This is a genomic window from Gemmatimonadaceae bacterium (genome assembly GCA_036504815.1).
Lineage (GTDB): Bacteria > Gemmatimonadota > Gemmatimonadetes > Gemmatimonadales > Gemmatimonadaceae > PNKL01.
Map to the genome: position 1 here is coordinate 93,600 of DASXUN010000021.1, position 25,306 is coordinate 118,905.

Annotated in this window: 17 protein-coding genes; 12 read left to right on the top strand and 5 right to left on the bottom strand. The window is 66.5% G+C overall.

Translation table 11 applies throughout. The annotated features are described in order from the left end of the window. The first annotated feature begins 42 nt into the window (after positions 1–42). Together VGJ96_10115 and VGJ96_10120 are read left to right on the top strand one after the other, a co-directional pair. Entirely contained in the window at positions 43–588 is a 546-nt protein-coding gene (locus VGJ96_10115; protein ID HEY3287457.1) for a hypothetical protein, read from the top strand. Positions 589–744: 156 nt separating this feature from the next. Beyond that, positions 745–1,995 carry a family 10 glycosylhydrolase gene (locus VGJ96_10120; GenBank protein HEY3287458.1) on the top strand — a complete coding sequence of 417 codons (1,251 nt, stop codon included), beginning with the start codon at positions 745–747 and terminating at the stop codon, positions 1,993–1,995. On the opposite strand, the gene VGJ96_10125 is transcribed toward VGJ96_10120, so the two are convergent. Then, a complete protein-coding gene (locus tag VGJ96_10125; protein ID HEY3287459.1) occupies positions 1,992–3,032 on the bottom strand; it encodes a DUF933 domain-containing protein in 1,041 nt (346 codons plus the stop codon). The two genes, VGJ96_10120 and VGJ96_10125, sit on opposite strands and share 4 nt — an antisense overlap. A gap of 126 nt (positions 3,033–3,158) precedes the next feature. Between VGJ96_10125 and VGJ96_10130 the strand changes: the two genes are divergently transcribed. The 3 genes from VGJ96_10130 to VGJ96_10140 all read left to right on the top strand — a co-directional run bounded on the left by VGJ96_10130 (position 3,159) and on the right by VGJ96_10140 (position 6,738). Then, positions 3,159–4,919 carry an OPT family oligopeptide transporter gene (locus VGJ96_10130; GenBank protein ID HEY3287460.1) on the top strand — a complete coding sequence of 587 codons (1,761 nt, stop codon included), beginning with the start codon at positions 3,159–3,161 and terminating at the stop codon, positions 4,917–4,919. 83 nt (positions 4,920–5,002) lie between these two features. Beyond that, a complete protein-coding gene (locus tag VGJ96_10135; protein ID HEY3287461.1) occupies positions 5,003–5,170 on the top strand; it encodes a dihydroneopterin aldolase in 168 nt (55 codons plus the stop codon). A 2-nt stretch (positions 5,171–5,172) separates the two neighbouring features. Beyond that, complete coding sequence (locus tag VGJ96_10140) at positions 5,173–6,738, top strand: disulfide bond formation protein B (GenBank protein HEY3287462.1); 1,566 nt, start codon at positions 5,173–5,175, stop codon at positions 6,736–6,738. A gap of 68 nt (positions 6,739–6,806) precedes the next feature. Here the strand turns inward: VGJ96_10140 and VGJ96_10145 are convergent, their stop codons facing one another. After that, on the bottom strand, positions 6,807–7,799 hold the full coding sequence (locus VGJ96_10145; protein HEY3287463.1) for a DUF362 domain-containing protein: 993 nt from the start codon (positions 7,797–7,799) through the stop codon (positions 6,807–6,809). A gap of 218 nt (positions 7,800–8,017) precedes the next feature. Here VGJ96_10145 and VGJ96_10150 point away from each other — a divergent pair, with 218 nt between their 5' ends. Further along, positions 8,018–10,081 carry a glycoside hydrolase family 20 zincin-like fold domain-containing protein gene (locus tag VGJ96_10150; protein ID HEY3287464.1) on the top strand — a complete coding sequence of 688 codons (2,064 nt, stop codon included), beginning with the start codon at positions 8,018–8,020 and terminating at the stop codon, positions 10,079–10,081. A 118-nt stretch (positions 10,082–10,199) separates the two neighbouring features. Beyond that, entirely contained in the window at positions 10,200–13,406 is a 3,207-nt protein-coding gene (locus VGJ96_10155; protein ID HEY3287465.1) for a hypothetical protein, read from the top strand. Between the two features lie 130 nt (positions 13,407–13,536). On the opposite strand, the gene VGJ96_10160 is transcribed toward VGJ96_10155, so the two are convergent. The 3 genes from VGJ96_10160 to VGJ96_10170 form a co-directional block, all read right to left on the bottom strand. Continuing rightward, positions 13,537–15,693, bottom strand: coding sequence for a DUF5916 domain-containing protein (locus VGJ96_10160; protein ID HEY3287466.1), 2,157 nt, complete (start codon positions 15,691–15,693; stop codon positions 13,537–13,539). A 75-nt stretch (positions 15,694–15,768) separates the two neighbouring features. Beyond that, positions 15,769–17,364, bottom strand: a complete 1,596-nt coding sequence (locus VGJ96_10165; GenBank protein ID HEY3287467.1) for a family 10 glycosylhydrolase — start codon at positions 17,362–17,364, stop codon at positions 15,769–15,771. Between the two features lie 68 nt (positions 17,365–17,432). Continuing rightward, a complete protein-coding gene (locus VGJ96_10170; GenBank protein ID HEY3287468.1) occupies positions 17,433–18,215 on the bottom strand; it encodes a DUF1295 domain-containing protein in 783 nt (260 codons plus the stop codon). Positions 18,216–18,321: 106 nt separating this feature from the next. Between VGJ96_10170 and VGJ96_10175 the strand changes: the two genes are divergently transcribed. The 5 genes from VGJ96_10175 to argJ all read left to right on the top strand — a co-directional run bounded on the left by VGJ96_10175 (position 18,322) and on the right by argJ (position 25,300). Further along, positions 18,322–21,174, top strand: a complete 2,853-nt coding sequence (locus VGJ96_10175; GenBank protein HEY3287469.1) for a serine hydrolase — start codon at positions 18,322–18,324, stop codon at positions 21,172–21,174. Continuing rightward, positions 21,171–22,832 carry an amidase gene (locus tag VGJ96_10180; protein ID HEY3287470.1) on the top strand — a complete coding sequence of 554 codons (1,662 nt, stop codon included), beginning with the start codon at positions 21,171–21,173 and terminating at the stop codon, positions 22,830–22,832. Before VGJ96_10175 ends, VGJ96_10180 begins: the two co-directional genes overlap by 4 nt. A gap of 83 nt (positions 22,833–22,915) precedes the next feature. Further along, positions 22,916–23,332 carry a rhodanese-like domain-containing protein gene (locus VGJ96_10185; protein HEY3287471.1) on the top strand — a complete coding sequence of 139 codons (417 nt, stop codon included), beginning with the start codon at positions 22,916–22,918 and terminating at the stop codon, positions 23,330–23,332. A 9-nt stretch (positions 23,333–23,341) separates the two neighbouring features. After that, positions 23,342–24,121, top strand: a complete 780-nt coding sequence (locus VGJ96_10190) for a sulfite exporter TauE/SafE family protein (GenBank protein ID HEY3287472.1) — start codon at positions 23,342–23,344, stop codon at positions 24,119–24,121. A gap of 12 nt (positions 24,122–24,133) precedes the next feature. Beyond that, complete coding sequence (gene argJ / locus VGJ96_10195; GenBank protein HEY3287473.1) at positions 24,134–25,300, top strand: bifunctional glutamate N-acetyltransferase/amino-acid acetyltransferase ArgJ; 1,167 nt, start codon at positions 24,134–24,136, stop codon at positions 25,298–25,300. Positions 25,301–25,306: the final 6 nt, after the last annotated feature.

Here is a 25,306-nt window from a genome sequence, read left to right on the forward strand (position 1 = left end):
TGAACTCCCGTAGGACCTCTTCATTACATATCGGAGGATCGCATGAACAGGCCAGTGCAGACATTTTCGATTGCGCGAACGGCGGTCATCGCCACGTTGCTGCTTGGCGTGGCCCTGCCGGCCGCAGCACAGAAGGGCAAGCAGCCCGCCGGACCTCCCGTCACGACACAAGGCGCCGTGAAGTCGAATCCGAAGGCGGACAAGGGCCAGGCGACGGCCGAAGCCAGCCGCACCGAGGCGCGCGAACGCAAGATGGCAGCGGACGTCGCCAAGTCTGAAGCCAAGGCGCTTCGCGACGCGGCCAAGGTGGCGCGCAAGGAGCCCGTGGCCCTGCTCAAGGGCGTGCCGATGACCAAGGAGCAGCGCAAGGCGGCCAAGGAGAGCCGGAAGCGTTACGAAGCCGAAGTCCGCGAACTGGACAAGGAAGCCCGGCAGAATGAGAAGGATGGCGTTCGCGATGCCACGGCCACCGCGCGCCTCGAGGCGCTTCGGCTCAAGGAGCGCGCCGAACTGCGGGCGTTGCTGAGCTCCGAGGGACGCGCGCGCTTCGACGAGAACGTCGCCGCGTACGGCCGCAAGAAACCCTGATTTCCTGTTCCTGATCTTCAAGACGGGCCCCGTGGGGGCCCGTCTTGTTTTCCCTGGTGACGTCAGCCGACGGGAAGCGATTTCCGTATTATAGAAACGCGTCGCGCCTTTCATAGGCTTCGCATCTGTCGGGACCACTCGATCGTGACTCCTCCCATGCTGACATCAGTGCGCGGCCTCGCCCTGGCCGCACTCGCCCTCGCCGCCTGCGCGCCGCACCGGCCGCCCGTCGTTCGGACCCCCATTCCCATGCCGCCGGAGGTGCGCGCACTCTGGGTGGTGCGCGATGTGCTCACCCACCCTGACAGCATCAAGGTGATGGTGGCGCGCGCGCACGCGAGCGGCTTCAACACGCTCATCGTGCAGGTGCGCGGACGTGGCGACGCGTACTACAACGCGCGATGGGAACCGCGCGCGGCCGGTATCGCCGACATCAAGGGCTTCGATCCGCTCGCGCTCGTGATCAAGGAGGCGCACGCCCGCAACATCGCGGTGCACGCGTGGCTCAATACCATGCTCCTCGCGAACATGGACACGCCGCCCACTGACACGGCGCACATGCTCAACCGTCGGCCCGACTTGCTCGCCGTGCCGTACAGCGTGGCGCGCGAACTGTATGCGATGGATCCGTTCACTCCGCAGTACCGCGCCCGGATCCTCGAGGCGGCCAGGCTGGAACGGGCGCAGGTGGAGGGCGTCTATCTCTCGCCCGCCGCCCCCGAGACGAAGGAACACATCTACTCCATGTGGATGGACGTCCTCGAGCACTACGACGTGGACGGCCTCAACTTCGACTACGTCCGGTATCCGGCGCCTTCACACGACTACTCGCGCGTCTCGCTCGACCGCTTCCGCCGCTGGCTGCTTCCGCAGCTGTCCGAAGAACAGCGCGGGCGATTCGCCGTGCTTGGCGCGGATCCCCTCGCCTATGCCGATTCCTTCCCGGCCCAGTACAACGACTTCCGGCGCGCGCAGATGACCGAGATCGTGGAGCGCGTCTACTTCGGGGTGAAGAAACGCAATCCCAACGTCCTGGTTTCCGCGGATGTCTTCGCGAATGCGAAAGACGCGTACGAGAACCGTTTCCAGGACTGGACCGACTGGCTGCGCCGCGGCTTTCTCGACGTCGCCGCCCTGATGGCGTACAACACCAACACGCAGCTGGTGAGCGACCAGGTCAAGGTGGCCATCGAGGCGGGTGGCGGTGCCAAGGTCTGGGCGGGGCTGGGCGCGTACCGCATGGAGGCGGACTCCCTGGTGGCAAAGATCAATGCCGCCCGCACCCTCGGTGCGCGCGGCATCGTCCTCTTCTCCTACAATTTCACCGTTCGACCCGGCCCGCTCAATCCGAATATGGACTACCTGCAGCGCGTGCAGCGCGCCGCGTGGCCCGCCCCGACTCCCTAGACGTTGAAGCGGATGTGCAGGATGTCGCCGTCCTGCACCAGGTAGTCCTTGCCTTCCACCTTGAGATGGCCGTTGTCGCGGGCGGCGTGTTCCGATCCGTCCACGATGAAATGCTCGTACGCGATCACCTCGGCCCGGATGAACCCGCGCTCGAGATCCGAGTGGATCTTCCCCGCCGCCTGCTTGGCGTGGGTGCCGCGCAGGATGGGCCACGCCCGCACCTCGTCCTGCCCAACGGTGAAGAATGAGATGAGGTCGAGCAGGCTGTAGGTACCGCGGATGAATCGCGACGCCGCGGACTCCGTCAGGCCGAGGTCCTCGAGAAACGCCTTCTGGTCGGCGGCATCCATGGCCGCAATCTCGGCCTCGACGCTGGCCGACAGCACCACCCCGGCCGCGTGCAGCTGCCCGAGGCGCTTCGCCATCTCCGGAGGCATCGGAGCGGCCGCCTCCGATTCGCTCCGGTTCAGCACCACCATCAACGGTCGGTCAGTCAGGAAGCCGAAGTTCGTCAGCTTGCTGCGATCGAGGTGATTGGGGGGGATCGAGCGCAGTGGCTGCTCCGATTCAAGCGTCGCGCGCATCATCTCGAAGTTCGCGATGTCGTGCGGGTCGCGTCGCTCCTTCCGCGCCTTGTCCAGCCAGCGCTCGATCATTGCGAGGTCGGCGAACAGGCATTCGGTCACGAACGCGTCAAGGTCCTTCATCGGGTTCGGCGCTCCGTCGAGCGCCGGATTCTGGAAATCGCGCAGCACCAGCGCCAGCACGTCCTGGTCGCGAATCTGCTGCAGCGCCTTCCCGGAAAGTCCCTTGCTCTCAGCGCCGTGCTCACCGGGAATGTCGCTGTAGACGATCTCCGCGTACGTCGTCTTCTTCGGACTGAACATCGCGCTCAGTTTGTCGATGCGCGCATCAGGCACCCGGACCGTGCCGAGGTGCACCTCGCCGCCGAAGCCGATGGGGACGTGCAGTCCCGTGAGCGTGTTGAAGACGGTCGTCTTCCCGGACCCCGCGAAACCCACCAATCCAATGCGCATGGACTTAAGAATCGGTGCGCCGCCACGGAATTGCCAGCGACCCGCTGGGCGCGCGACAGCCGCGATTGTGGTGTCGCCACGCGACCGGCCGCGCTACCTTCTTCGGGATCAACCGGAGGGTGATTCGTGAGCGACGCCGTTCCGCAGAAACCATCCCACATCCGCGAGTTCACGCCGCGATCCATCGCCGTCGGCCTGCTGGTGGCCGTCATCATCGGCGCGTCCTATCCATATGTCGTCCTGAAGTTCGGCATCGGCCCCAACATTTCGGTCGTGTCGGCGTTCTTCGGCTTCCTGGCACTCGGCATCTTCTCCAAGGGGTACAACCGCTGGGAGAACAACGTCGTCCAGACGGCCGGAACGAGCGCCGGACAGATCGCCTTCATCTGCTGGTTGCTCGCCGCCTTTGACATCCTGGCCGCCGAGCCGGGGAGCGGCTTCAACGTCCACCTCACGCGGCTGCAGATCTGGCTCTGGCTCTCGACCGCCGGCATCCTCGGCGTCTTTCTCGCCGTCCCGCTCCGCAAGCACTTCATCGATGACGAGAAGCTCCCGTTCCCCGACGGCATCGCCGCGGGTGAGACGCTCATCATGCTCGACTCGCGCGGCGCGCAGGCGCGCAAGTCCACCATCGCCATGATCGGCTCGCTCTTCGTCTCGGGGCTCGTCTTCTTCGCCACGCAGGCCCGCTGGATCATCGAGGTCATCGCCGTTCGCGTGAACAGCTGGTCGCCGACCGTGGGGCTTGGCTTCGCGCTGTCGCTGCTGAACATCGGTTCCGGGATGATCATCGGCCTGCGCATCACGGCCAGCATGCTGATCGGTGCGGTGCTCGCTTGGGTCGTCGCCCCAGAATGGCTCTATCAGCATGGCTACATCGGAGAGCACGCCAAGCGCACCGAGATCCTGCTCACGGTGATGTGGCCCGGCATCGCGGTGCTCATTGCCGGCGGCATCACCACGCTGGTCCTCCGCTGGCGGTCGCTGCTCACCACGTTCCGCAGCCTCTCGCAATCCGGCAGCGTCAGCGGCGATATGCCGCTCCGCTGGGTGTGGATTGGCAGCGTCGTTTCCGCCACGGTGCTCGTTGGCATCCAGCTGGCCTTCTTCGGCACCCCCGTCTGGCAGTCGGTCATCGCCATCCTGCTGGCGGTGCCCCTCGGCCTGGTGGCGTTGCGCGTGCTCGGCGAAACGAACTGGGGACCCATCTCGACGATGGCAAACCTCACGCAGGCGGTCTTCGGGGCCATCGCTCCTGGCTCGCTCAACGCAAGCATGGTCTCGTCCGGCGTCACCGGTGCGGTCGCCGCCGAGTCCGAAGGCATCATGCAGGACTACAAGGTGGGATCGATGATCGGCTCGACACCGAAGATCCTCACCTACATGCAACTGCTGGCCGTGCCGGTCGGCGCCCTCGCACTCGCGTTCGCCTACCCGATGCTGCGCGACACGTACGGCATCATCGGCGACAGCGCCCAGCTCTCGAGCCCCGTTTCGGCCCGCTGGGTGGGCTTTGCCAAGATCGTCACGCAACAGTTGTCCGGCCCGGGGGCGCTGACGCCCGAGGCCATCATGCGCATCAGCTGGATGAAGAACTCGTTCGCGATCGGCGCCATCATCGGCGTGCTCCTTACCCTGCTCGAGCAGAAGAAGGCGTGGCGCAATTTCGTTCCGTCTCCCACGGGCATGGGCATCGGCGTGCTGATCCCGATCAGCGCGGTCAGCGTGATGTTCATCGGCGCGGCGGCGGACAAGGCCTGGGAGAAGACTGACACCGAGTCGCACACCCGCTATTCCATTGCCACGGCCTCTGGCTTCATCGCCGGCGAAGCCATTGTGGCCGTGATCATTCCCATACTGGTGACGCTGGGCTTGATGCGGCTCTAGACCGCCAGCCACATTGCAGGGGCGGCCGCACTCCGCGGTCGCCTGACCGCGAACCGGCCCCCCAGACTGGAGCGAGTGCCGTCGTGGAATTCCTGAATCTCGTCCTCATCCTCCTCACCGCCCTCTTGGTGCTGCGCAAGCCCGAGAGGGAGCGCGCGGCCTTCCGGATGCTCGTCGTCAGCACCCTGCTGATGATCTTCCTGTTCACGCTGGCCACCCGCACCGGGATGCTTCCCGGCTTGAACTACTGACCATGACTGACTCTCCGTCGATGGTCGCCGGCGCCCCGCCGTCAGCCGGAAAGAGCGAGACGGTCTTCACCATCACCGCGCTCGCGGTTCTGTTCCTTACCGTCGTTCCCGTCGGCACGGCGGTCTTCTATCTTGGCTTTGTGCGCGGCGATTCACCCTGCGTGATGTGCTGGGAGCAGCGCATCGGCATGATGCTGATCTCGCTTGTTGGCCTGTTTGTGCTGCGCTTTGGCCCCAGGCCCAAGTACGTCGGCATGGCCGTGCTGATCGCGGCGTGGGGCCTGTTCATGGGCATGCGACACACCGGCATGCACGGCGCGCGCGACATCGGGCAGGGCTTCAGCCTCGAGATCATGGGGGCGCACACGTATACGTGGGCGCTTTTCACGTACTGGATTTGCGTCCTCGCGATGGGAGCCCTGCTCCTCCTCGTCCGGCCAGCGCACCTCGCGATTGAAGTGCGGACCCTGACTACGCTCGAACGCATCACCGGCTGGGCCTTCGTGGCCGTCGTCGGCGGCAATATCGTGCAGGCCTTCGCAAGCACTGGACCGCCGCCCTTCATGGGACAGAGCGATCCTATTCGCTTCTCCTTCAACCCCAGGCACTGGCACTGGTCGACAGAGGAGTGGAAGCCGCCCCTCAAGTACGCCTTCCGCGGCCGTTGGGCGGTGAAGAAACCGGACGTTGCCACCTTCGACGCGGATCCCGCCAAGGGCCCGATTGCTGGCCTGCCTCAATTGACGGTCAAGAGTCGCAAGCCGCTCACCCTCGCCCTCAACGGGACGCCGACGGATCTCGCATACGATGCCGTCAGCAATCGTTTTCTGGTCACGACTGACGCCGGGATCTATCTGGCGGACGGCGCGCTGGCCAAGATCGAGCGCTACACCGTCATCGACATCGGCTACTCCGTCGATCTGGGCCGGTTCGCCGGCGGCGCCTTCCTCGACAAGGGGGAGCTGATCGCCGTCGGGGAGAACAAGAGCTTCGTGGTCCTCAAGCCCAACGACAAGGCGAACGCGGATTCCAACTTCCGCTACTTCCTCGAGTCGCGCGACAAGTTCGACGAGGTGAACCGTTCGCGCTTTGGCACCGTGCGTGCCCGGATGCTCTACATCATGTCCGCCGCCTATGACCCGGCCTCCAACTCGGTCTACACCATCACCGTGCCAACCGAACGGGTCAAGCGGATGGTCGTGTCGCGGTTTGATCGAAAGGACTTCACCCTCTCGGAAGAGTTCGTGCCGACCCTCGCCAAGGACGCTGGTGTTGCCCTGGCGAAGGACCGATCGCTTGGCGAGTACGCCATCACGGGGCTGACGGTGGTTGGCGGCCAGTTGTACGCCGTCAGCGCCGCATACAGCGCGTTACTCACGCTTGACCTGGCGACGCATCGCGTGCTGGCGGTCCATTCGATTCCGGGGCTCGTGCGTCCCGTCGGCATGGCCGCCAAGGGCGACGATTTATATATCCTCGGTGACGATCGCACCGTCTCGATCATCGGACGTCCGATACCGCGCCTTGAGACGGCACCTGCGGCGGGCGACTCGACACGCAGGCCGTAGCGCGCTAACGCAGCGAGGCCGGCGCACTGGCGCCGGCCTCGTTGCGCGGGTGCATCCCGCGTTGGCGATCATCCTTGCGCGAGGATCGCCCGCAGCGCGTTGGCCGTCTTCTGGCTCGCGGCATCCGCCGTCACCAACTCAATCGCATCGGCGCTTTCGACGCCGAGCTTCAGCTCGACCGCGCGCGCAATCTGCTCCTGCTCGAAGATCTTGCGCGACATGATCGCCGGGTTGGCGCCGAGGTGCTTGAGCATCGCCACGCCCACCGCGTCCACTGCGACGCGGTCCGTGCCGGCAATCATCACGTTCCCCTGTTTCAGCTCGCCGCGCGACGGTCCGCCGTCGGTGAACGCCAACACGCCGTCCAGGACGATCAGGTCGGGACGGTAGCCCGTGTTCAGTTCGGCGATCATGCGCCGCATCTCCGGGGAGGCGTGCATCGTCCGCCGGATCGACTTGGGCGTGAGTCCCACGGAGAGCTTCAGCGACATCGTGAAGACGCCGCCAAAGCCGTGCGTCTTCAGGCAGCACGTCGAGACGTTGTAGTCGGCTTCCACGACGAGCCGTGGCAGGGAATAGCCGTCCGGCCAATGCGCGCTGGGAAACGCCACCCAGTCCTGGGCCGCAATCTGCTCGTAGTCCACCACGTCGAAGCGGTGTTCGCGCGCCAGATCGAAGGTCCCCTTCTTCTCCATCACGCCCTGCGTCTTCGGCGGACCGCTCGACTCGCCCAGGGTCACGCTGCGCGCATTCCGATCGTGCAACTCGGTCACCAGTTGGCCCAGCGTATCGTTGTGCGTCGAGCCCGGCGCCTCGTCGGCCGAATTGAAGTTCGGCTTGATGACGACCTTCTTGCCCTTCACCGCGGAGAGGTCGAGCAGCTTGAGTACCTCGGCGACGCCGCGCTTGCGGTCGGCGGTGGTCACGAGCGCCACCCGGCTGCGGCGCGGTCCGATTGCCTGCGCTGCGCCAGCCTTGCCGAGCGTCGGCATCAGGGCGACGCCCGCCGCAACGGCGCGAATGAATTCGCGGCGATCCAGGGCATCCACGCGCAAGACCATGACTCCTCCCGAGACAGACCACTCGAAAGGGGGGCTGCCCTATTCTACCCGTGGCGCCAGGGCGCTCGCAATCAGGTTACGCCCAAGGCAGGCGGGGGGCCGACACCGGCGCGCACCGATCATTGGGCGGTCGCGGCCGGCACGCCGTTCCCGCTGGCGTCCCTTCCTCGCCGCGACGACATTCAATTTGCTTACCCTACCCTCGCCCGAACTACTATATGAAGCGCGCTTGCCTCGTTCTGATCGCCGCCCTCCCCTTCGCCGCCGCCGCACAAGCCCCACGGCTGCTTCCTGCCCCGCGTGAGTTCACTGCCGGGACGACCGTCCCGCTGAAGGGCACCATCTCGGTCACCGCCGGCGCCGACAAGGAGGACAAGTTCGCGGCCGCCGACCTTGCCGCCGCGCTCAAGGAGCGCGGCGCCAAGGTCGCGGTCGGCGGTACCCTCGCCGTTCAGCTGATGCGCAGCGGCACCGTCGAGGCCAAGGCCCTCCTCGCAAGGCACAAGCTGACCTTCACGCCGGACATGAAGGACGAAGGGTACGTCCTCGTGGCCGAACCGAAGTCCATCAAGGTCGTCGGCGCCTCCGCGGCCGGTCTCTTCTACGGCGCCCAAACCGTCAGGCAGCTCATCACCGGACAGGGCACGGCGATGACCCTGCAGACGGGCGTCGTCCGCGACTGGCCCGCCATGCGCTGGCGCGGCTTCCACGACGATCTCTCGCGCGGTCCGGTCCCGACGCTCGAGTTCCAGAAGCGCATCATCCGCACCATCGCGGCATACAAGATGAACGCGTACTCGCCGTACTACGAGCACACGCTGGCCTACAACAGCGACCCGCTGGTTGGCCCGCCCGGCGGTGCGATGACCCGCGAACAGGTGAAGGAGCTGGTCGCCTACGCCAAGCCCTTCCATGTCGAGATCATTCCGGAGCAGGAGGCCTTCGGCCACCTGCATCATGCGCTCAAGTACGAGATCTACAGCAAGGTCGCCGAGACGCCGCACGGCCACGTGCTGGCGCCGGGCCAGCCGGAGTCGATGAACATCATCAAGCGGTGGTTCAGCGAGATCGATTCCCTGTTCCCGTCACAGTTCGTGCACCTCGGCGCGGACGAGACGTTCGAGCTGGGCAAGGGCCAGACGAAGGAGGCCGTCGCCAAGGACGGGCTCGGCAATGTCTACCTGAAGTTCCTCGGCGACATCGAACGGGAACTGCGCGCCCAGGGGAGCAAGAAGACGTTCCTGTTCTGGGGCGACATCGCCATGGAGTCGCCACAACTCGTCAACTCGCTGCCGAAGGACATGGTCGCGGTGGCCTGGAACTACTGGAGCACGGGCAACTTCGAGCGGTACCTCACGCCGTTCAGCGGCAGCGGCATGCAGACGTGGGTTGCCCCCGGGGTCAACAATTGGTCGATGACGTACCCCGATAACAACATCGCCCTCAAGAACATCCAGGGCTTCGTGCGCGACGGACAGAAGCTCGGCGCCACCGGAATGCTCAACACCAGCTGGGGCGACGACGGAGAGGAGATCTTCAACCAGACGTGGTACGGCGTGCTCTTCGGGGCCGCCGCTTCGTGGCAGCCGGGGGAGTCGTCGATTCCCCATTTTCAGCGCTCGTATGGACTGCAGTTCCACGGCGATACCACCGGCAAGATTGACGCCGCCCAGCAGCACCTGATGCTGGCCCACGCCGCGCTCAGCAAGGCGGGCGCCGGCAACGGCCACGATTTCCTGTACTGGGTGGACCCGTACTCGTCGGAAGGGATGGAGATCGCCAAGAAGGTGCGCGTTGCCGCGCCGGAGCTGCGAGTCCATGCCGAGTCGGCCTCGGTGCTCATCGCGCAGGCGCGTCGCCTGCAGCCGACGCTGCGCGAGCAGGATGCGTTGGATGCCATGGACATGGGCGCGCGCCGCCTCGACTTGATCGGCATGAAATTCCAGTTCGCCGACGAGATGGTGAAGGCGTACGCTGGAAGCATCGACCCGGCGCGCACGACGCCCGTCACCTGGGTGGAGCTCTCGGAGATCTCCGGCATCAACGGCCGTCTGCAGACGATGCGCGAAGCCTATGTGCTGGGCCGTGAACTCTACGAGAAGAGCTGGCGGGCCGAGAACCGGCCGTACTGGCTGCAGAACGTGCTCACCCGCTACGACTCGGCCATCCAGCTCTGGTGGAACCGGGCGCTCATGATGGATGCGGCGCGGCGTGAGTTCAGCCGGACCAAGAAGATGCCGCCACCCGAACGGAGGCCCATTCCGGCAAGCATGCCCCAATAGCTGGACCGCGAAGGCGCCTCTCGGGGCGCCTTCGCTGCCAACACTATAGTTGTGCCTAGCGTAATTGGCCGAGGATCCATCCACTCGTTCCACGTCTGTTCCTTCAGCCCTCACACCCATGAGATCTGTCCTGAGACTGGTTGTCCTGAGTGCAGCTGCCGCGGCGCCGCTTGCCGCCCAGCTCGACTCGGCGACCATCGCCGGCTTCCGCTGGCGCAACATCGGCCCGGCCAATCATCAGGGACGCATCGTGGACGTCGCCGGCATTCCGTGGCCGTCGCGCACGTATTACGTCTCGTCCGCTGGCGGTGGCCTCTGGAAGACCACCAACGCCGGCACCTCCTTCCGTCCGGTCTTCGAGAACGAGCGCGTTTCGTCGGGTGGCATGATCGCCATCGCCCCGTCGGACACCAACACCGTGTACTACGGCACGGGCGAACCGAACTCGCGCAACTCCATCTCCCCGGGCGCGGGCATCTGGAAGACGGCCAACGGCGGCCGCACGTGGGAGTTTCTCGGCCTCAAGGAAACGCAGCACATTGGCCGCGTTGTCGTGGACCCGGCCAACAAGGACGTCGTGTACGTCGCCGCGCTCGGCGCGGCCTGGGCGACCAACAAGGAACGCGGGCTCTACAAGTCCGTGGACGGCGGCAAGACGTGGCAGCTGAAGAAGTTCATCAACGACAGCACCGGCTTCATCGACGTCGCCCTCGATCCACGTGACTCGAAGGTCGTGTGGGCAGCCAGCTACCAGCGCATCCGCGGCCCGTACTTCCAGTACTCGGGAGGCAAGGGCTCGGCGCTGTGGAAGAGCACCGACGCCGGCGAGACGTGGACCGAAGTGAAGGGCGGCGGTCTGCCGGAGACGACGAAGGGGCGCATCGGCATCGCCATCGCCGCGTCGAATCCCGACGTCATATACCTGATGGTCGAAGCCGACACGCTGGCGAACCCCAAGAAGGATCCCAAGGTCAAGGCGCAGAAATCGCCGAGCGGACTGTATCGCTCAGCCGATGGCGGCAAGACGTGGGAGAAGCGGAACGACGAGAACGTCCGTCCGTTCTACTACTCGCAGGTGCGCGTCGCGCCGAACAATCCGGATCGCGTCTTCTGGTCGTCGACGCCGGTGAAGTACTCCAACGATGGCGGCAAGACGGTCGGCAACGCGACGGTCGGCATCCACGTCGATCACCACGCGATGTGGATTGACCCCAAGGATCCGCAGCACATCGTCGTCGGCAACGACGGCGGCGTCTCGCAGACCTGGGACGGCGGCGGCAATTGGGACGCCAACAACGTGCTCCCGGTGGGCCAGTACTACAACGTGTCGGTGGACAACGCGGTGCCCTACAACGTCTGCGGTGGCGCGCAGGACAACGGCTCGTGGTGCGGACCGTCGCGCCGCAAGCAGGGAATGATCACCAACTCGATGTGGTTCACGTTCAATGGCGGCGACGGCTTCGTCACCGCGAACGACCCGACGAACCCCGACATCATCTACGGCGAGTCGCAGGGCGGCAACATCGGCCGCTATCGCGTCTCGACGGGTGAGCGCACCGCGCTGGTGAAGCCGAGCTGGCGTCCGCGCTACATGCAGTGGGAAGACTCCATTCTCGTCGACCGGCCCGACACCACCAAGCCGATGTCGAAGGAGCAGGCCAAGCGGCAGCAGGCGCTGCGCGCGGCCCAGAAGAGGGATTCCGTTGACACCGACATCCGGTGGAACTGGAACACGCCGTTCTTCATCTCGCCGCACAACGCGTCGGTCATGTATTTCGGCGCCAACCGCGTGCTGAAGTCCACGAAGCAGGGCGATGACATGTATTTCATCTCGCCCGAGCTGTCGTATGCCGACACGATGAAGATCCGCGTCTCCACCAAGACGACGGGCGGCATCACGATCGATGCGACGGGCGCCGAGACTTTTGGCACCATCGTTTCGATCAACGAATCGCCGCTGCGCCCCGGCATCCTGTACGCCGGCACGGACGATGGCCGCCTCTGGTCGTCGCTGAACGACGGCGGCAGCTGGACGGAGCACACCGCCAACGTGAAGGGCGTGCCGGCCGGAACGTACGTGTCGCGCATTGAGCCGTCGCATTTCGACTCGCTCACCTTCTACGTGACGTACGACAACCATCGCCGCGGCGACTTTACGCCCTACGTCTTCATGACAAAGGACGGCGGCAAGACGTTCGCGTCGATCGCCGGCAACCTGCCGACGGGCGGCCCGGACTACGTCTACGTGATCCGCGAGGATCTCAAGAACCAGAACCTGCTGTTCGTCGGCACCGACGTCGGCGTGTACGCGTCGCTCGACGCCGGCAAGTCGTGGACCAAGTTCATGGCCGGTATGCCCACGCTGCCGGTGCTGGACCTTGTCATTCATCCGCGCGATGGCGAACTCGTGGCCGCGACGCACGGCCGCGGCTTCTACATCGTCGACATCAATGCGCTGCGGCAGATGGATGCGACGGTGGCCTCCGCGCCGGCGTATCTCTTCAAGCCGCGCACCGCATTCCAGTGGGGGGAGAAGCCCTTCAACGGGGAGTCGGTCGGCCAGAACCTGTTCCAGGTGCCGAGTCCGGCGTACGGCGCCGAGATCGTGTACAGGCTGGCGAAGGCGAACACGGGTCAGGTAAAGGTGGTGATCCAGGACGCCTCGGGTGACACCCTGCGCACGCTGAACGGCCCGGGTGCGGCCGGCATCCAGCGCGTCACGTGGGACTTCCGCGGCAAGGCGCCGCCGTCGCCCAAGCTGTCGCCGGCTGAAGTGCGCGATTCCATCAACAACATCCGCAAGATCGTCGCGGCGCTCGATTCCATCGCCGCCGATAGCACGTCGACGTTGCCCAAGCCCATGCTCGAGCGGATCCGCACGGGCCTCACCGGCGGCCCGGATGCCATGCAGCAGATGATCCAGCAGTTCGGCGCGTTCGGCGGGGGCGGCGGATTCGGTGGCCAGCCCATGCGTTGGCAGGACCGTCCGGGTGAGACGCCGGCAGCGGCACCGCGTCCGGCAGGCGCAGGGGGCGGTCGTGCGCAGGCCGGCCAGGCGGAGAGCGGAGCGGCCCCGGATCAGAGCCAGTTGATGGGCGTCTTCCAGGCGATCGCCGGACGCGGCGCTGGCGGCATGTTCGCCATGTTCGGCGGCGGTGGCCGTCGGGGTGGCGGTGGCGCCCCGTTTGTCGGCACGGGCGACTACCTGGTGTCGATCAGCGTCGGGGGCCAGACGTACAAGCAGGTGCTGCGCGTCGAGCGCATCAGCGGTGGCGGCGGCAGCGGCTTCCCGTTCGAGGACGATGACGAGGAGCGGGAGCCCTAAAGGCAGAGAGACAACAGAAAGACAACAGGCAAACAACAGAGAGACAACGGAGGGCTGGCGATGGATGCCAGCCCTCCGTTGTCTCTCTGTTGTTTCTCTGTTTTCTCTCTGTTGTTTGTCTGTTGTTTCTCTAGTACCGCAGGTACTGCACATACTTCACCACCACCCCGCCTCGTGAGGGCCGCGACCACGGGATCGAGCGTCCCTCGAGGGACGTCGGCCACGCACTGTTCAACACGACATACAGATCGCTCCCCGGCGAGCGGGTCCAGCGAAGGCGCGCATTCAGGGCCCCGCGATTGGACTCATTGTTCCACTGGGCGAAGAGCGTCGTATTGAGCCGCGGGGTCAGGGCGTAGTCGATGCGAGCGGTGGTCGTTCGCGCGATGAATCGCGACGAGGGGAAGCGGCCATCGGTGTAGCCGTACTCCAGCGACCAGAGCACGTGCGGCTGCCAGCGTCCCTCGACGGACACTCGGTAGTCCTCGCCGACGCCGGTGTAGAACTCCCCGAAGCTTGCTTCGACGTTCAGGCGCAGCGGACGGCGTGACGATCCATCGTACTCGAAGCCCCAGCGATCGTACCAGTAATTGCCTGGGGTGATCGTCGTCCCGTCGAACACGTCGAAGGACTCGAGCGGTGCGTCTCCCTGACGCTGCAGGTTCACCTGAAACTCGTCGCCCGAGCTGAACCTCACGCCGAACGGCGTGACCTCGAACGAGGCGTTGTCCATGCTGCCGTCCAGGCGCCGGACGTACTGGTAGTTCAGGAGGTTGAACTCGAGTTGGCGGACATGCGGTATGTGCGGCCGTGGCGTGATTCGGAAGGACCCGCCATACCGCACGATGCCGTCGGAGCGGACAAAACCCAGCGCCGGGTTGAACCCGGCTTCCACGCGCTCGATGCGATTGACGATGTCGGCGAAGTCGTTCGGGAAGTCGATGGCAAAACGCGAGTAGTTGGGCGCCCCGCCGGTGCTGTCGTGCGTCCATGACGTTGCCGCGAGGAAGACGAGGTTCTGTCCGCGCACGATGAACGGCAGGTTGATGTCCAGTCCCGTCGCGGTGGACGGCTGCTCACCGCGCGCATCCGTGCCCGTGAACATCGCGCCCACATAGCCGCGCCCCAGCAGGTCGCGTCGCACGCGGACCACCGCGTCCGAGGTTGGGCGGTCGCCGCCGGTGCGCACCGCGATCACGCCCACTTGCTGGCTTCCGATGCGCCCTGACAGCCGCGCCCCCGCCTGGAGGGGAATCGGTTCGCCGTCACGCGAGAGCCCGATCCGCCGGCTGTAGAACAATTGGGTCTCCTGCGGGCGGCCGAAGTCGAAGATCCCCGCGCCTTCGGTGAAGAAGGGGCGCCGCTCGGGAAGGAAGAGCGGGAATCGGCTGAAGTTGATGATCTGCCGGTCCACGTCCGCCTGGGCGAAGTCGGCGTTGGTGGTGAGGTCGAGCGTCAACCCGCGTGACGGGGCGAGCTTGGCATCGAGTCCGAAGGCGCCCTTCAGCCCGGCCTCGCCAGCGGCGCTGAACGTGCCATCTGGCGAGTACGCGCGCGTCGTCCCGTTTCCCGTGGCCGACGCGTACGGCCGCAGCTCCACCGTCGCGCGCGGCGGGAGGTCGTTGAATCCTTCCACCTCGCCAGCCTTCTCGAGGAACTTGAGCCCCTCGGTTCGCCGCCAGGCTTTCCACAGCACCTCTTCGTTCTTTCGCCGGATCACGCGCAGCACGTTCACATCCCACGAGGTTGCGCTCGCCCGATATCGCAGCGTCTGCCACGGAATGAAGATCTCCGCCACCCAGCCATCGGCGGTGATTGCGGCCCGGGAGTCCCAGACGGCATCCCAGTTGATGTTGTCGTGCTCGAACGACACCACCTCGCCATCCGTCATCGCGCCGTTGGGATTGACCGCGAACCAGAACGCCGTGCGCTTGTCCTGCAGCGGGGAGAGCAGCACCTGCACGCCGTCGTCCGTCTCTAACTCGGTGTCTCTCCGCAGCTGCGCGTGCAGGATCCGCGACGGCTCGCGATCGTAGGCGTGAACGCCCACCCACAGTCCGTCGTGCGCCGCGATGAACCGTACGACCGTGCGCTCGGTGGCCGGCGCACCCTCCACCGGATCGCGCTGCCGGAAGTCATCGATGCTGTCGGCGCGCGACCAGGCCGCCTCATCGAGCCGGCCGTCGAGTTTCAGGGCATCACGCGTCGCGTGAACACGAGGCGTTTGAGCGAAGGCGACTATCGGCAGCGTCGCGAGCAGCAGCGCCAGCAGACGGGGATTGATCATACCCAATTTACGGGCCGCCGACGCATCTGTTGATCGAACGGCCCTTGGTCCGTATCACCTGGTGCGTGGCGGCGCCTACGGCAGGACGACGAGCCGCACCACCGGAGATGCCACGCCGGCCCGATCCAGCGCCGTCACTACAAGCCGGTCCGGAAGAACGCCTTCACGGTTGGGGATGATCTGCTCGGCCGTCAGGCTCGGCGTATACATGCGGCTCGTCCAGATGCCGCTGATGCGCGATTGCACCAGGTACCAGCGCGCGACATGCGGCTTGGGAAGCGCAAGGGCCACCGACAATCCGCCGGTCGCCGTGTTCTTCCTGACGCGAACGGTCGGCGCCGGCAGCGCGCGCTTCGACAGCCACGGCGACGGCGGCACGAGCGCCACCTCAGCATAGGGCTGTGCGAGCAGCCGCGAGCCGACTCCCGCCTGATCGTTCATGAAGGCCTTCATCGAGAAGTGCACGGTGCCCGAAGCGCGCGGATAGGCGCGCACGGTGTCCACCTGCGCCAGGATCTCATCCGCGGTCCACGCGTTCGACGGCGAGAGTCCGTTCCCCTCCGGTGTTGCGGCTTTCACCCGGCTCGTGTACAGGCCAAGCCAGAGATGGCGCTCGCTGGCGTTCTGCTCGCCCCACCAGCGCATGAGCGCCGGAAAGCTCTGTTCCGGTTTCGCGATCGGCCAGTAGAGCTGCGGCGTGAAGTAGTCCACCCAATTCTTCTCCCACCACAGCTTCGAATCCGCGTACAGCTGTTCGTACGCATCAAATCCCTTCACCTGCTCCGGGAAGCCCGGCCGCCAGATGCCGAATGGCGAGATGCCGAACTTCACCCACGGCTTGGCGGCGTGGATCTGTTCGTTCAGCTGACGCACCAGCGTGTTCACGTTCTCCCGTCGCCAGTCGTCGCGCGACAGCGTGCCCCCGGCGGCGAGGTACTTCTTCCAGCTGCGCGCGTCCGGGAACTCGGTGGTGCCGTTGGCGGTGCGTTCCTTGTACGGATAGAAGTAGTCGTCCAGGTGCACGCCATCGATGTCGTAGCGCCGCACCACGTCGAGCACCACGCGCAGCGTGCGCTTCCGCACGGCGCTCTCGCCCGGGTCCATCCACAGGTGCGTGCCGTACTTCTTGACCAACGCCGGCGCCGTGTTGGCCAGATGGCGCCGTGACAGCGGCCCCTTGGCGCTGGGATGCCGTGCCCGGTACGGATTGAACCAGGTGTGCAGCTCGAGGCCGCGCCGGTGCGCCTCGGTCACCGCGAACGCGAGCGGATCCCACGCCGGCGATGGCGCGCGCCCCTGCCGGCCCGTGAGATACTCCGACCATGGTTCGATGCGGCTCTTGTACAGCGCATCGGCGGCGGGTCGCACCTGCAGGATGACCGCGTTGAGGTGCTGTGCCTGCGTCCGGTCCAGGATGGCCAGCAACTCGGCCTGCTGCTCCGCTGTCGACAGTCCGGGCTTCGACGGCCAGTCGATGTTCGACACGGCGGCCACCCACACCCCGCGGAACTCGCGGCGCATCTCCGGCGCGGCGCAACTGGTATCGGCGGTCCCGCACGGCACCGCGACCGCCGCCGGTGGCGGCGACGTACGCTTGCGGACTGACGTTTGCGGTGCCTGCGCGGCGAGCGGCAGGGCGATGAGAAGCAGCACGAGGGAGGTCGGTCGCATGCGCGAAATCTAACGCGACTGGCGTCGCATGCCTTCCGCGTCGCTTGCGCCGCGCATCGAACGCACCGCTACCCTCGCCTCGGCCCCCACGGGAAGAACGCCGACACGTCGCGCTGATAGGCGCGGTAGGCCTCCCCTTTGGTCGCAACCGCTTGCTTCTCCGTGAGTGGAATCCCCGTCACGCGCAGCAGGAAATAGAGCATCAGTATTGGAGCGCTCCAGCCCACCCACCCCCACGGCGCCCCGCTCGCCATCAACGCGAACGCGATCCAGATCAGCCACTCGAAGAAGTAATTGGGATGCCGCGACACGCTCCACAACCCGATGCGGCAGACGCGTCCGCGGTGCGCGGGATCGCGTTTGAAGCGGGCCAGCTGCGCATCGGCGACGCTCTCCCCGCCCAACGCGATCGCCCAGAGCATCAGCCCCGCGAGTTCCAGCGGCCGGCCGAAGGGCGCGGCGTCCAGCGCCATCAGCAGGAACGGAACGCTCAGCACGACATCCACGACTGCTTGAAGCATGAAGAATCGCAGGAAGCGCCGCGCGAGCTTGCCTCCCCACTCCGCACGCAACGCCACGTAGCGCGGATCTTCCGGACCGCGCATCACGCGTACGGCAATGTGCGCCGCGAGCCGAGCCCCCCACAGGCCGCCGACGACGGCGACCACGGCGCGACGCGTTGCGTCGCCCGACAGGAAGACGGCGTAGCCGAAAGTGATTACCGCCAGGTTGCCGGCCCAGAATGCGTCCACCCAGCTCGCCTTGTCCGTGACCCGGTAGAGCTGCCACGCGACCAGCATCAGCCCTCCGGCAACTCCCAGGGCGGCGACGAGCGCCATGCCTGCTTCCATGAGTCTTCCCCCCCCATCTACTGGCCGCCCACGCGTTCGCGCGGGATGTTTACCGGGTCCACCCCTGACTGAACGCCCGTCTTCCCCCAGCGGTGCCCGACCAGCCATGATCCATCATCGCTCCGTGCTGGCCCTCTGCAGCGTCGTGCTGGCGCTCTCGTGCACTCGCGGCCCGATCGGCCGCACCGTGCCCACGCGCTCGCAGGTCGGCCCCGCCACGGGCTCGCTTGTCGTGGTGGGTGGCGGAAACATGGGTCCCGAAATCCTCCAGCGTTTCGTGGCGCTTGCCGGCGGACCGGACGCTCCGATTGTCGTCATTCCCACCGCTGGCGAAGATTCGGTCTATCCGGCCGACTGGCGCGGCCTGGCCGGCCTGCGGGCTGCCGGCGCCACCAACCTGACCGTCCTGCATACAATGGACCGTCGCCTCGCGGAAAGCGACTCATTCGTCGCCCCGATTCGTGCGGCGCGTGGCGTCTGGTTCCCGGGAGGGCGCCAATGGCGCCTCGTCGACGCCTACCTCGGCACACGTACGGAGCGCGAGCTGCGCGCCGTGCTCGGTCGCGGCGGTGTCATTGGTGGCACGTCGGCCGGCGCTTCGATCTTGTCGAGCTACCTCGTGCGCGGTGCCCGTTCGGGCAACAACATCATGATGGCCAAGGGGTACGAGCAGGGCTTCGGATGCCTGCGCAATACCGCCATTGACCAGCATGTCGTGGCCCGCAACCGGCAGAACGACCTGCAGCAGGTCGTCACCGCCCACCCGGAACTGCTCGGCATCGGCCTCGACGAGGGAACCGCCCTCGTCGTGCAGGGTGACCGCGGAGAGATCATCGGTCGAGGCAAGGCATTCGTGCATAACGGACGCGATGCCAATGATCCGGGCTATCCCTACCTCACGCTGCTCCCCGGCGATGAATACGACCTCGCGTCCCGGCGCGTGACGGCGCGGGCAGCAGCAGGGAGCCCGCTGACCGAGGCATTCGTTGACTCGCTGTTCGCCGATTTCAACACACCGGCGACGCCCGGAGCGGCCGTCCTGGTGGCGATGGACGGGAAGGTGCTCATCAGCAAGGGCTACGGTCTGGCCGACCTTGAAGCGCGCACGCCCATCACGCCGCACACGAACTTCCGGCTCGCCTCGGTGACCAAGCAGTTCACCGCCATGGCGACCCTGCTGCTCGTGCAGGAGGGGAAGCTGCGCCTGGATGAGACGCTGACCGACATCTTCCCCGGCTTCCCTGCGTACGGCAGCCGCATCACCGTGCGTCACCTGCTGACGCACACCAGCGGCCTCCAGAGCTACGAGGACTTCGTCCCGGACTCGCAGGCCACGCAGGTGCTCGATGCGGACGTCCTGCGTCAGATGACCGCCCTCGATTCGACGTACTTCCCGCCCGGAACGCGGTTTCGCTACAGCAACTCCGGCTACGCGGTGCTCGCGATGATCGTCGAACGACGGTCGGGACAGCGGTTCGCCGACTTCCTCAAGGCGCGCATCTTCGACCGCGTCGGCATGCCGTGGACGCTCGCCCGTGAGGAAGGACGCACGCCGGTGCAGCGGCGCGCCTTCGGGCACTCGCGGCGTAACGGCGCCTGGCTGCGCACCGATCAAAGCAGCACGAGCGCGGTCCTCGGCGACGGCGGCATCTACTCGTCGGTTTCCGAGCTCTACCGCTGGAGCAACGCACTGGAGACGCGTGAACTGCTCGGCGATTCGCTGCGCGCCCTGATCTTCCGCCGCGGGACGCGCTCCGACAGCATTGGCGTCGATTACGGCTTCGGCTGGTACCTCGAGATGACGCATGCGCTGCCGCGCACGCGGCACACCGGCAGCACGATCGGCTTTCGGAATGCCGTCATTCGCTATCCGACGCTGAAGGCCACCATCATCGTGCTCACCAACCGCAACAACGCCAACGCCGCCGCGCTCGCCGAGACGATTGCCGAACGTCTCACCGCCGTGCCGCGCGACCCGCGCTGGATCCTGCAACCGAGTGGCACCACGGCATCGTTCCGCGGCATCAGCGCGGTCAACGGACTGGTGGCGTGGGCGGGGGGAAGTCGCGGAACGGTGCTGCGCACCGTCGATGGCGGCGAGTCGTGGGAGGATGTGTCCATTCCGGGCGCCGACTCGCTCGACTTCCGCGACGTGCAGGGCGTCAGCTCGCGTGTCGCCTACGCGATGAGCGCCGGCCCGGCCGAGCAGGGGCAGGCCCGCATCTACCGCACCTCCGACGGCGGCCGGAACTGGACGCTGCAGTGGAGCGACACCACCAAGGGCCTCTTTCTCGACGGCATCGCCTTCTGGGATTCATCGCACGGGTTCGCTTTCAGTGATCCAGTGAATGGCCAGTTTGTCATCCTGCGCACCGAGAACGGCACCACGTGGGAGCGGGTCGATCCGCGAAACATCCCACCGGGACTCCCCGGCGAGGCGGCATTCGCGGCCAGTGGTACGTCGGTGGCGGTGCAGGGTCGCAACCACGGCTGGATTGCCACGGGCGGCGGTCGCGAGGCGCGCGTGCTGCGCACCGCGGATCGCGGGCGCACCTGGCAGGTCTCCGGCGCCGGCATTCCGGCCGGACCCAGCTCCGGCTTCTTCGGCATCGCCTTCGCTGACACCCGTCGCGGCATCGCGGTGGCCGGTGATTACACCGTGTCGCGCAGCAGCGGCGATGTCACGATGGTCACCACCGATGGGGGCGTCAGCTGGAAACGCGCCTCGAGGTGGCCATCACAGGGCATTACCGGTGGCGTGGTGGCGGTGCGTGGCGCGGCCAAGCCGACGTTTGCCGCGGTCGGCGCGTACGGCACGGCGTTCACGAACGATTTCGGCGCCACCTGGACGCACGGGGACACCCTGACGCTCTACACCATCGACTTCGCCGCGCGCGACACCGGATGGGCGGTTGGCCCCCGCGGCCGCATCGTGAAGTTCAAGGGGAACGCGCCGTGACGTATGACCTGAAGGGCGTGCACCTGCCGGTTCTTGGCCCCACGGGTATTCGGACCATCAATGCGATCACCGGAATTCCGGGATTCGGCTCGCTGCTCATCGGCAAACTGCGTCGCGATGCCGGGCTCGATGCCCTGCTTCGCACGGTCGTCGACGATCCGCCCACGAATGAGCCGATGCTGCCCGACGTCGCGCCGCCCATCCCCGCGCTCGACGCACGCGCCGATGACGCCCGGGCCGGCTTCCGGTTCCCCACCGTTGAGGATTTCCACGCCACCTATCGCAGCGGTGCGCTCACAGCCTTGCAGGTCGCACAGCAGTTCCTGGCACGGTGGGAATCGAGCGAGCAGGGCGAGCGCCCGCTGCGCGGCTTCATTTCGATGCGCCGCGAGGACATCCTCGCGCAGGCGACCGCATCGACGGAACGCTGGAAGGCTGGCCAGCCGATCAGTGTCTTCGATGGCGTGCCGGTGGCGGCGAAGGACGAAGTCGACCAGGCCGGATACACCACCACCGTCGGGACGAAGATCTTTCGGAATGCGCCGCCCGCCACGCACGACTCGACGGCCGTGGCCCGCCTGCGCGCCGCTGGCGCCGTGATGGTCGGCAAGGCCAACATGCACGAGATCGGCATCGGCGTCAGCGGTCACAACGCGCATTACGGCTCGGCGCGCAATCCTTACAACGACCTCCACCACACCGGGGGCAGTTCGGCCGGGCCCGGCTGTGTGGTCGGCGCGGGACTCGTCCCCGTCGCCATCGGCGCGGACGGCGGTGGATCCATTCGCCTCCCGGCGTCATTCTGCGGCACGGTCGGCCTCAAGCCGACCTACGGACGCATTTCGGAGTATGGCGCAGCCCCGCTGTGCTGGTCGCTTGCGTACCTTGGGCCGCTTGCCAGCTGCGCGCGGGATGCGGCCCTTGCGTATCAGGTCATGGCCGGGGCGGATGCGCACGATCCGCATTCATTGGGGCATCCGTCGGCGGTCATTGATGATCGCGCGCCGCGGTCGCTCGCCGGCATCACGCTGGGCGTGTTCCGCCCCTGGTTCCAGGACGCGCAGCCAGAGGTGGTCGCCGCATGTGAACGGCTGCTCGACGAGATGACGGCATCTGGCGCGCGCCTGGTTGAGGTCGAGATTCCGGAGCTCGAACTCGCTCGTCTCGCCCATCTCGTGATCATCACTTCCGAGATGACCACGGCGCTCTGGCCGCAGGTGCGCGATCGGCTGGGCGAGTTCGGCAGCGAGACGCAGCTCAATCTTGCCATCGCCCGGGCATCGACGGCCGCCGAATATGTCCACGCCCAGCGGGTGCGGACGCGCGCCATCGCGCACGTCGAGCGGGCGTTGGCGCACTGCGACGCCATCATCACCCCGGCCTCGGGCAACACGGCGCCACGTCTGCATCCGTCGGGTGGTGCCGTGTCAGATCTTGGCCGGTCGATGGAGACCATGCGTTTCGCCTTCCTCACCAACTTGACCGGACATCCCGCCATCTCCTTCCCCGCCGGTTACGGCCGGGCCGGCCTCCCCATCGGGATGCAGGCGATCGGCCGCGGATGGGGCGAGCAGTTGCTGCTGCGACTGGCCGCTTTTGCCGACACCGTCGTCGAACGCCGCCAGCCGTCACGGTTCTACCCGCCGATCGGCGGGTAACTGCGGCGCGGGACGGCCCCTTGATTCCTGTATATAATCCACTATATTACGATATAGTTATATATACCCATTTCATCACGCCCATGAGCTTCTTCACTTCCCTCGCCTCTCTCCTCGGCGGCTCAGCCTTCGGGCCCGAGCAGTTTGACGCCGTTCGCGTCGAGCATCCGGGCACCATTCTGCTCGACGTGCGAACCCGCAACGAGTACGTGCAGGGTCACATCGACGGCTCCACGCTCATTCCGCTCGACCAGCTGTCCGCGTCGCTCACGCAGTTGGCCGCCGCGCCGTCACCCATCATCGTGATCTGCCATTCGGGCGCCCGCGCCTCCACGGCGGCGACCGCGCTGCGCCGGCAGGGCAAGCAGGACGTCCATGTGCTCGGTGGCGGCGTTGCGTCCTGGGCTGGGTACGGCCGCAAGCTGACCGCGGGCGCGAAGGACATCTCGCTCCGCGACGCCCTCAAGAAGGCAAAGCAGGCCACGACCGCCGCAACCTAGCGGCGGCGCATGGCGTCGCGGCTCGCCGTATCTTACGGCGTGCTTGGTTATCTCTTTGCCGCCCTGATCGGGCTCGCACTCGGCACCCTGGGCGGGGGCGGGTCGATTCTGACCGTCCCCGTCTTCGTGTACGTGCTGGGATTCGATGCCAAGCTCGCCATCGCGATGAGCCTCCCCGTGGTCGGCATGGCCGCGCTCGTCGGCGTCGTGTCGCACTGGCGCGCCGGCAACGTGCGCCTGCAGACCGCCGCGACTTTCGGTTCGGTGGCGATGGTCGGCTCGTACACCGGCGCGCGCGCCAGCGTCTGGTTCTCGGGCCGGGCACAGCTGCTGATCCTCGGCACCGCCATGATTGCCGCGGCGGTCTCGATGCTGCGAAGCGCCGGCCGCGGCGATCGCGCCGACGATACCACGGCGCTCCCGCATCTGGCCCCGATGCTCGCGGTTGGACTCGGCGTCGGTCTCCTCACCGGCCTCGTCGGCATTGGCGGCGGCTTTCTCATCGTTCCCGCCCTGGTCGTGCTCGGACGGGTCCCGATGAAGGCGGCCGTCGGGACGTCGCTCCTCGTGATCGCCATGAACTCCGCCTCGGGGTACCTCGGGCACCACGGCTACGAGATTGTCCCGTGGCTGTTCGTCGCGAAATTCACTGGCGTGTCCATCGTCGGCATTCTCGCGGGAACCGCGCTGGTCCACCACATTCCCACCCGCCAATTGAAGCGCGCCTTTGCCCTGCTCCTCGTCATCATCGGGGTGCTGGTGCTCTGGCAGAATCGCGCCCAGCTCTAGCGACGCCTCCCTATGACCTTTCACGACCGCGCCCGTTTTCCCAAGGGCTTCCGCTGCGCCAGCCGCAATGTCGGCCTCAAGCCTGAGGCGCGAGACCTGACGCTCTTCGCGAGCGACGTCGATGCGGCGGCGGCCGCCGTCTTCACGCGCAATCAGTTCCCCGGGGCGCCCATCATCCTTGGGCGCGAGACCGTCAAGGGCGGATCGCTCCGCGCCATCATTGCCAACAGCAAGGTGAGCAACGTCGCCACGGGTGCGCGCGGCGTCGAGAACGCACGCCGCATGGCGGCGGCCGCGGCGGCCGAGCTTGGCACCGAAGCCGGCAAGATCCTCGTCAGTTCCACGGGGGTGATTGGCGTCCAACTGCCGGTCGAGAAGATTGAAGCCGGCGTGCGCGGCATGAAGGGCGATCTCCAGGACGACCCGCTCGTCGGCGCCGAGGGGATCATGACCACCGACACGCACCCCAAGGCGCTGTCGGCGTCGGTCGGCGGCACGACCCTCACGTGGGTGGCCAAGGGCTCGGGAATGATCGAGCCCAACATGGCGACGATGCTCTCCTACATCTTCACCGACGCGGCGTTCGATGCGCCGACGCTCGACCGCCTGCTGCGCGAGGCCGTGCACGTCTCGTTCAACATGCTTTCGGTGGACACGGACACCAGCACGTCCGACACGTGCGCCATCCTCGCCAACGGACTCGCGGGTACCGTGGACGAGCGGCAATTCCGCAACACGCTCGTCGCGGGCTGCATCCGGATGACCGAAATGCTCGCGCGCGACGGCGAGGGAGCCGAGCACCTGCTGCGCGTCACCGTACGCGAGGCGGTGAATGACGCCGAGGCTCGTTTCGTCGCCAAGGCGCTCCTCAATTCGCCGCTGATCAAGACGATGGTGCACGGCGCCGACCCCAATGTCGGCCGCATCCTGATGGCCATCGGCAAGTGCTTTGACGCGACCGTGAACACCACGGCCACCAATGCCTGGGTCAATGGGTATCAGGTGGTTGGCAACGGCGTGCGGCTCGACTTCGACGACGCCACGGTGCGCGCCGCGCTCAAGGTGGAAGTGGTGGACCTCGAGGTTTCACTCGGCGCTGGTGTAGCAACAGCGCGGGCCTACGGGTGCGATCTCACCAAGGGCTATATCGACGAGAACGCGGCGTACTACTCGAGTTGAGCGCTC

Bases quoted from the DNA above. Each gene is read 5' to 3' on its own strand.
- VGJ96_10115 (HEY3287457.1), top strand. From the start codon at position 43: ATGAACAGGCCAGTGCAGACATTTTCGATTGCGCGAACGGCGGTCATC.
- VGJ96_10120 (HEY3287458.1), top strand. From the start codon at position 745: ATGCTGACATCAGTGCGCGGCCTCGCCCTGGCCGCACTCGCCCTCGCC.
- VGJ96_10125 (HEY3287459.1), bottom strand. From the start codon at position 3,032: ATGCGCATTGGATTGGTGGGTTTCGCGGGGTCCGGGAAGACGACCGTC.
- VGJ96_10140 (HEY3287462.1), top strand. From the start codon at position 5,173: ATGACTGACTCTCCGTCGATGGTCGCCGGCGCCCCGCCGTCAGCCGGA.
- VGJ96_10145 (HEY3287463.1), bottom strand. From the start codon at position 7,799: ATGGTCTTGCGCGTGGATGCCCTGGATCGCCGCGAATTCATTCGCGCC.
- VGJ96_10150 (HEY3287464.1), top strand. From the start codon at position 8,018: ATGAAGCGCGCTTGCCTCGTTCTGATCGCCGCCCTCCCCTTCGCCGCC.
- VGJ96_10155 (HEY3287465.1), top strand. From the start codon at position 10,200: ATGAGATCTGTCCTGAGACTGGTTGTCCTGAGTGCAGCTGCCGCGGCG.
- VGJ96_10160 (HEY3287466.1), bottom strand. From the start codon at position 15,693: ATGATCAATCCCCGTCTGCTGGCGCTGCTGCTCGCGACGCTGCCGATA.
- VGJ96_10165 (HEY3287467.1), bottom strand. From the start codon at position 17,364: ATGCGACCGACCTCCCTCGTGCTGCTTCTCATCGCCCTGCCGCTCGCC.
- VGJ96_10170 (HEY3287468.1), bottom strand. From the start codon at position 18,215: ATGGAAGCAGGCATGGCGCTCGTCGCCGCCCTGGGAGTTGCCGGAGGG.
- VGJ96_10175 (HEY3287469.1), top strand. From the start codon at position 18,322: ATGATCCATCATCGCTCCGTGCTGGCCCTCTGCAGCGTCGTGCTGGCG.
- VGJ96_10185 (HEY3287471.1), top strand. From the start codon at position 22,916: ATGAGCTTCTTCACTTCCCTCGCCTCTCTCCTCGGCGGCTCAGCCTTC.
- VGJ96_10190 (HEY3287472.1), top strand. From the start codon at position 23,342: ATGGCGTCGCGGCTCGCCGTATCTTACGGCGTGCTTGGTTATCTCTTT.
- argJ (HEY3287473.1), top strand. From the start codon at position 24,134: ATGACCTTTCACGACCGCGCCCGTTTTCCCAAGGGCTTCCGCTGCGCC.